Genomic DNA, 6000 nt, shown 5'->3' on the forward strand with positions numbered 1-6000 from the left:
AGCTTAGGACAAAGATGGCAGGCGAAGATCAGGAAAAGACCGAAGAAGCGACCCCAAAAAAGATAGAAGACGCCAAAAAGGACGGCAACGTCCCCAAAAGTCAGGATCTATCAGGTTTCGTGACCCTAGTTATCGCTATTGGTGTGCTGCTTGCGATGCTAAATTTCATGAAAGATCAGGTCATCTCACTTTACATCTACTACTCTAAATTTATCGGTCAGCCACTGACTTTGCCAACGGTAAAGATGATCGTTGTAAATACCTTTGGCAGGGCGCTTTTGATGATCCTGCCAGTTTGCATCTGCGTCGCGGTTGCCGGCATAATCGCAAATGTAATGCAGTTTGGTTTTATATTTACCACAAAGCCCATAACGCCAAATTTTGGCAAGATAAATCCGCTAAAAGGGCTAAAAAATTTATTTTCTATGAAAAAGGCGATCGAGAGCGTCAAGATCGTCGTTAAAGTAAGCATCGTCTTTGGTGTTGGATTTTACTTTTTCTTGCAGTTTATAAAAGAGCTTCCGCACACGCTCTTTTTCTCTATGTTTGACCAGCTCGCGTGGCTAAAAGAGAAGCTCATCATCCTAGTTAGCGTCATGCTATTTATACTTTTTGTGATCGGTCTTGCTGACCTGCTCATCGTGCGTTTTCAGTATTTTAAAGACCTTCGCATGAGCAAGCAAGAGATCAAGGACGAGTACAAGCAGATGGAGGGCGACCCACAGGTAAAAGGCAGGATCCGCCAAGCGCAAATGCGTGCAGCCAAGCGCCGAATGATGCAAAATATCCCACAAGCTGACGTCGTCATCACAAACCCAACTCACTACGCCGTGGCGATCAGATATGACAAAAGCCGCGACGAAGCACCGATAATACTTGCTAAAGGGGTTGATTTCTTAGCGCTTCAGATAAAGAAAGTGGCTATTGAAAACGGAGTGCAAATTTATGAAAACCCACCTCTTGCAAGGGAGCTTTATAGAGTTTGCGAGGTCGATGATACGATACCAGCGCACCTTTTTAGGGCTGTGGCTGAAGTGCTAAGCTTTGTTTATATGAGTAATAAGCAGAAATTTCAAGATAAACTTTGAAAGCAGTAGGTCAAATTTTTTATAAAAATGGTAGTAAATTTTGTAGAAAAAAGACAAGCTGCCTTTAAAACAGCTTGTCTAAAATAAAATCTTAGTTAAGATATCCGTAGATATTTGCTAGCACCCAGCCAACAGCACAAGAGCTAAATACACCTATGAAACCAGGTATGATAAAGCTGTGGTTGATTACATATTTACCAATATGTGTTGTGCCTGAGCGGTCAAACTGCACGGCTGCAAGGTCGCTTGGATATGTTGGAAGGATGAAGTATCCATAGCAGGCAGTAGCAAACGCAACAATAACACCTGGGTGAACGCCTATTTGAACAGCGAGCGGCACGAAAGTCGCAGCTGCAGCAGCTTGAGAGTTTAGGAATTTTGATATAAGCATACCAACTATGATATACATCCAAGGATATGCTTTCATAACCTCGCCAAGTGAGCCTTTAAGCATATCAATGTGTGAGTGGAACATTGTCTCAGCCATCCAGCTAATGCCGTAAATCGCAACAAGTGCAACCATGCCGCTGTGGAAAATTTCATTTTGACCGATCTTAGCTGCTTTAATGCCTGAGTAGATCATCATGATAGATGCTGCTAAAAGCATGAAAATTTGGATCGTATCAACCATGCCAAGTGGTGCAGTCTTTTTCATAGTATCTTTTACTACTATATTAGCGTTTGCGATAGTTTCGCTTTTATCGCCTGCAGTGATAACAACATCAGCGCCATTTGAAACAATGCTTTGTGTTACTTTATTGTCTTTGTCTAGCACTTGAACGCTTGTAAATTTAGTAGCGTCTTTTACTTTATTGTCTTTTACGTCTGAGACGATCTTACTATCACCAACCATAGAAACAACTTGTCCGTCTTTAACAGTGATATTTTTAACTGTTTTTTTATCTACGATTATTTCTATTGATTTACCAGGAACATTGCTTGTCCAGCTTGGGCGAAGTTGTTTGTAATAACCCAAAACCGCAACAACAGCGATTGTAGCAAGGAATATCCACATAACATTCCATTGTTTTTTTGGCAAATGCACACCGATCAATGAATGTGCCTCATCAGAACCATATATATATTTTCTTTGCTCTGGATCAGCTATTTTTGCTTGGAATTCTGGATCTTTATCAAGATCTTTACCTCTAAATACTGAGTAAGTTCCTATGCAAAGCACACCTAAAAATGTAGAAGGAATGGTAACTTTTAATAGATCAACATAACTTGTAAAGCCCTCAATATGGACTGTGCCAGTACCAAGAAGAACAGCAACCATAGACACACCAGCAACTGAAACTGGGCTTGCGATAATAGCAAGTTGTGATGAGATCGTAGTAGCTGCCATCGGACGTTCTGGACGGATACCACTTTTCATTGATACGTCATAGATGATCGGTAAAAGTGTATAAACTGTGTGACCTGTACCACAAAGCACTGTTAGTGTCCAGCCACAAATAGGTGCAAGATAACAAACTGTTTTTGGATGTTTTCTAAGCGCTCTTTCAGCGATCTGAAGCATAACATCAAGACCACCAGCTGCTTGAAGTGTAGCACTTGCTACAACAACTGCAAGAATAGTTAATATAACATCAATAGCAGGCTTACCTGGTTTTAAATCAAATGCAAATACCAAAATAACAAGACCGATGCCGCCAAGGACACCAAGTGCCATACCACCTTTTTTTGCTCCGTAGAACAAACAGCCGAGCACGACAATCAATTGTAAGAAAAACTGCGTACTCTCAGACAAACTTGTAAGAAATTCCATGATTTCTCCCTTTTCAAAAATTACACGCGGAGTATATAAATATTAAAATTAAATACTAATTAAAAAAGATATGTAGAATTTAATATTACATTTAATTCTTGTTATCTTATCTATATTTTTATAGAAAAATTAAATATATTTAAAAGAAAGATTGAGATAAAATCCTAAAAGCAAATAATTAATAGTTAAATTTAAGGAGAGAAGCATGCAAATCCCTATCGCTTATGGCAAAGATGACCATATAAATTTAAAAATAGACGAAAAAAATCTGCTTGGTGTTTTTGACCCAAACAAAGTCGCTAAATTTGACGAAGCAGCGCTTATCGCAAAGGCTTTAGCAAATCCGATAAATCAAAAGAGCTTTGATGAGTTTATCGCTGGCGATGAAAAGATCGTTATCATCGTAAATGACGGCACAAGACCTACGCCAACTGCTAAAATTTTAAAGCAAATTTACCCAAAGCTTCGCGATAAAAATAAAATTTTCATCATCGCCACTGGCTGTCACAGAGAGGGCACGCTAGATGAATACAACATGATATTTTCTAAAGAAATTTACCCAGAGATCAGAGCTAAAAACGAGGTTCATGACCACGACTCAAAGCATGATGAGATGGTCTTTTTAGGCGAGAGCAAAAACGGCACGCAGATGTATCTAAATAAGATCGTAGCTGAAGCTAAAAAGGTGATCGTTATAGGTTCAGTCGAACCCCACTATTTCGCAGGCTACACCGGCGGTAGAAAGGCCTTTTTGCCAGGCACTGCATCGTACGAGAGCATCACACAAAATCATAAACTAGCACTTAGCGCTGACGCTCAGGCACTGCGCCTAGAGGGCAACCCAGTGCATGAAGATATGATCGATGCGATGAAAGTTCTTTCAAATATCGATGTCTTTTCTATACAGACTGTGCTTGATAGCGAGCACGGCGTCTATTACGCTAGTGCTGGCGATCTAAACGATAGCTTTTATGACTGTGTGAAAAAAGCCGATGAAGTTTTTTGCGTAAATATCCCACAAAAAGCCGACATCGTGATCTCGGTGGCACCATATCCTATGGATGTCGATCTTTATCAGGCGCAAAAAGCCCTAGATAACGGCAAACTAGCGCTTGCGAAAGATGGAATTTTAATAATGGTCGCAAAATGCCGCACAGGCATCGGTCCAAAACCTTTCTTTGAGCTTATGGCATCGGCCGATACGCCAAAAAAAGTGCTAGAAAAGATAAATTCTGGTTTTAAACTTGGCTATCATAAGGCTGCAAAAATGGCTGAAATTTCGCTTTGGGCGCAGACTTGGGCAGTGACTGATCTAAGCGATGATGAGATGAAAGCTGTGCATCTAAAGCCGTATCACGACCTACAAAAGGCCGTAGATGAGGCGCTAGCGCAAAAAGGCAAGGATGCAAAAATAATCATATTGCCGTTTGGCTCTATGACCGTGCCTAAGGTGTGAGTTTGGCTAAAATTTTATACTATGACGCAAGCTCTGGCATTAGTGGCGATATGAATTTAGCCGCTCTTGTCGGGCTTGGGGTGGATTTTAACTATCTTTGCTCTGAGCTAGAGAAGCTAAATTTGAGCGGAGAATTTCGCTTAGAGCAAAAAAACGTAGTAAAAAATGGCATCGCTGCGACCAAAATAGACGTCGTTCTACTAAAATCGCAGCCTCACGCTAGGAGTTACGCTGATATCAAGCAAATTTTGGCTAGCTCAAATTTAAGCGAGATTTGCAAGAAAAAGGCTGCAGCGATATTTCACGTGATCGCGCAAGCTGAGGCAAAGGTGCATGCAGTTAGCATCGATGAGGTGCATTTTCACGAGGTTGGAGCGATTGATAGCATAGTAGATGTCGTTGGAGCGGCGATCTGCTTTGAGTATTTATCTAAAAATTTTGGTATTTCTAGGATTGTTAGCTCAAAGATCGAGCTTGGTGGCGGCGTAGTAAAGTGCGACCACGGCTATCTTAATGTCCCAGCGCCAGCGGTTTGTGAAATTTTAAAAGATGTGCCAGTTGGTCTTGGGCGAGCAAATTTTGAGATGACTACGCCAACAGGTGCTGCGATACTAAAAGCATGTGCAGATGAGTTTGTGAGTGAGATAAATTTCAAAATAGAAAAAGTAGCTTACGGAGCTGGCGAAAAAAATGCGCCAAATTTTGCAAATGCCCTTCGCGCGATGATCTGTGAGGTAGATGAGAGCCAAAATTTAGTGCAAAAAATGATATCTACAAACATAGACGATATGGACGCAGAAAGCTTTGCCTTTGCGTGTGAAATTTTACGTGAAAATGGCGCGCTAGACGTCTTTAGTCACTCTATCTATATGAAAAAAGGACGTATCGGCTTTGAGCTAAACGTCTTGTGTAAAAGCGAAGATGCGAAAAAACTAAAAGAGCTTATATTTACGCACACGACGGCCATTGGCGTTCGTGAGATAGATGTCGTAAAAACCGAGCTAAAACGAAAATTTGTAAGTGTTGAGACGAAATTTGGCGATATAAGGCTAAAAATTTCAGGCGATGATGAAAAGGTAAAGCCTGAATTTGACGAGTGCAAAAGCGCGGCACTTATGCATAAAACATCGATATTTCAGGTAAAAAAAGAAATTTTTAAAAAGTATGACGAAATTAGAAATTCTAAAAAATGATATAAAAAAGCTAGGAAAATTAGCCGTTGCATTTAGCGGCGGCGTGGATAGCTCACTACTGCTAAAGGTTGCTGCGGACGTGCTTGGCGAAAATGTGCTAGCACTCACGGTAAAATCGCCCTATATGTCTTTGCGCGAGATAGATGAGGCGGTAGAATTTGCTAAATTTTATGGCATCAGGCACGAGATATTTGAGGTGGGTATCGCTGATGAGATAAAGTTCAATCCGCAAAATCGCTGTTATCTTTGCAAAAAAGCAGTTTTTTCAAGGCTTCTTGCTCGTGCAAAAGAGCTTGGATTTACAAATTTGGCTGATGGCACAAACAAGGACGATCTTGGCGAATATCGCCCAGGGCTTAAGGCAAAAGAGGAGCTTGGCGTGCTTTCGCCACTTGTAAATTTACGTAAATTTGAGATCCGTGAGCTCTCACGTGAGCTAAATTTAGCAACAGCAGAAAAGCCAAGCTACGCATGCTTGCTAACTCGTTTGCC

5 protein-coding genes are annotated in these 6000 nt (G+C 40.9%); 4 read left to right on the top strand and 1 reads right to left on the bottom strand.

Translation table 11 applies throughout. From position 1 onward, the window contains the following. Positions 1-14 precede the first annotated feature (14 nt). The gene (flhB, locus tag F3G76_RS09890) at positions 15-1088 is read left to right on the top strand and encodes a flagellar biosynthesis protein FlhB (protein ID WP_103575565.1); all 1074 of its coding nucleotides are present in this window, start codon (positions 15-17) and stop codon (positions 1086-1088) included. A gap of 91 nt (positions 1089-1179) precedes the next feature. On the opposite strand, the gene F3G76_RS09895 is transcribed toward flhB, so the two are convergent. Then, positions 1180-2859 carry an anaerobic C4-dicarboxylate transporter gene (locus F3G76_RS09895; protein WP_149706601.1) on the bottom strand — a complete coding sequence of 560 codons (1680 nt, stop codon included), beginning with the start codon at positions 2857-2859 and terminating at the stop codon, positions 1180-1182. A gap of 205 nt (positions 2860-3064) precedes the next feature. Between F3G76_RS09895 and F3G76_RS09900 the strand changes: the two genes are divergently transcribed. The 3 genes from F3G76_RS09900 to larE form a co-directional block, all read left to right on the top strand. After that, positions 3065-4315, top strand: coding sequence for a lactate racemase domain-containing protein (locus F3G76_RS09900; protein WP_103605444.1), 1251 nt, complete (start codon positions 3065-3067; stop codon positions 4313-4315). A 2-nt stretch (positions 4316-4317) separates the two neighbouring features. Then, positions 4318-5508 (top strand): nickel pincer cofactor biosynthesis protein LarC, encoded by a 1191-nt coding sequence (larC, locus tag F3G76_RS09905; RefSeq protein ID WP_149706602.1) that lies wholly within the window; start codon positions 4318-4320, stop codon positions 5506-5508. Beyond that, the coding region (gene larE / locus F3G76_RS09910; RefSeq protein WP_149706603.1) for an ATP-dependent sacrificial sulfur transferase LarE at positions 5480-6000 on the top strand (521 nt) is incomplete at its 3' end. The genes larC and larE, both read left to right, overlap by 29 nt.

Origin of the sequence: Campylobacter concisus, assembly GCF_902460575.1 — a bacterium.
In the GTDB taxonomy this organism is placed as follows: domain Bacteria; phylum Campylobacterota; class Campylobacteria; order Campylobacterales; family Campylobacteraceae; genus Campylobacter_A; species Campylobacter_A concisus_AW.

Excerpts from the sequence above, each read along its gene's own strand:
- flhB (WP_103575565.1), top strand. The coding sequence starts at position 15 with ATGGCAGGCGAAGATCAGGAAAAGACCGAAGAAGCGACCCCAAAAAAG.
- F3G76_RS09895 (WP_149706601.1), bottom strand. The coding sequence starts at position 2,859 with ATGGAATTTCTTACAAGTTTGTCTGAGAGTACGCAGTTTTTCTTACAA.
- F3G76_RS09900 (WP_103605444.1), top strand. The coding sequence starts at position 3,065 with ATGCAAATCCCTATCGCTTATGGCAAAGATGACCATATAAATTTAAAA.